Raw genomic sequence first — 897 nt, forward strand, 5'->3', positions numbered from 1 at the left:
TTTACGAAAGTAGCAATCAGTGTCGCTCTTAGACCAAACCTGCTATGACTACGATAATGGTTTTTCAATAATTTGAATACTTTACATCGTTGATTCGCATGCTCGACATAAACTCTTTCATTTGCAAGCTGTCGGTTATTTTGTTTGTCTTCCTTGCTTAAGGGATTATTTTTTGATTTTTTCTTTGGCAAATCTGTCTTTTGATGTAGTTTTTGAGCACCCTGATAGCCACTATCCAGCTTTTGTCTAATATTAGGGTGTATTCTCAGGTTAGATTTTTTATACAATGCAAAGTCATGACAAGAGCCTTTTTCAAAATCAATACAAAGAATTTCGTGTGTAGTAGCATTCACCACCAGTTGAATTTTATGAGTATGTGTCTTCTTTTTTCCGCTATATTTTCTTTTTTGTTTAGAAGAACGTTTCACTGCTCGTTTGTTGCGCCTTTTTTTTTAGGGCGTTGTGCCAGGGTTTCGGTTACATCGATCAAAATAGCTTGAACATGTTGATCTGTTAACAATATTTTTTTACCTTCTAAGCGAAAATACCCTGACTTCAACAGTATTTCTTCTATTTTTACTACAGTTCGTTGAGCATTGCTCTCATGTAAACCATAGCTTATGCCCAGATGAAAAAAAGTGCGATTTTCGCGATAATACTCTAAAAGCATGAGTATCTGGTCTTCAACACACAAAGTTGACGGACGACCTGATTTTATTTTGTGATCTTGCTCATATTTTTCAATAATAAGCTTGATAAGCTCAAAATTATCGCGACGTAAGCCTGTATAACGGCGAAATTTGTTGTTAGACAACTTGGACAAAACAGCATATTTTGAAGCTTTCATGCTACAAAGATAACTTTTTAACCAATATTAATATTTTCGCAAGAAGTCTA

The 897-nt window shown here is 34.6% G+C and carries 2 protein-coding genes; both read right to left on the reverse strand.

Annotated elements, in window-relative coordinates:
• Positions 1 to 428, reverse strand: a 428-nt coding sequence (locus tag Q0954_RS34075; RefSeq protein ID WP_299466588.1) for a transposase family protein, incomplete at its 3' end; no start/stop codon positions are given.
• Positions 425 to 847 carry a transposase family protein gene (locus tag Q0954_RS34080; RefSeq protein ID WP_299466591.1) on the reverse strand — a complete coding sequence of 141 codons (423 nt, stop codon included), beginning with the start codon at positions 845 to 847 and terminating at the stop codon, positions 425 to 427. The genes Q0954_RS34075 and Q0954_RS34080, both read right to left, overlap by 4 nt.
• Positions 848 to 897: the final 50 nt, after the last annotated feature.

This window comes from uncultured Microscilla sp. (genome assembly GCF_947493425.1).
Lineage (GTDB): Bacteria > Bacteroidota > Bacteroidia > Cytophagales > Microscillaceae > Microscilla.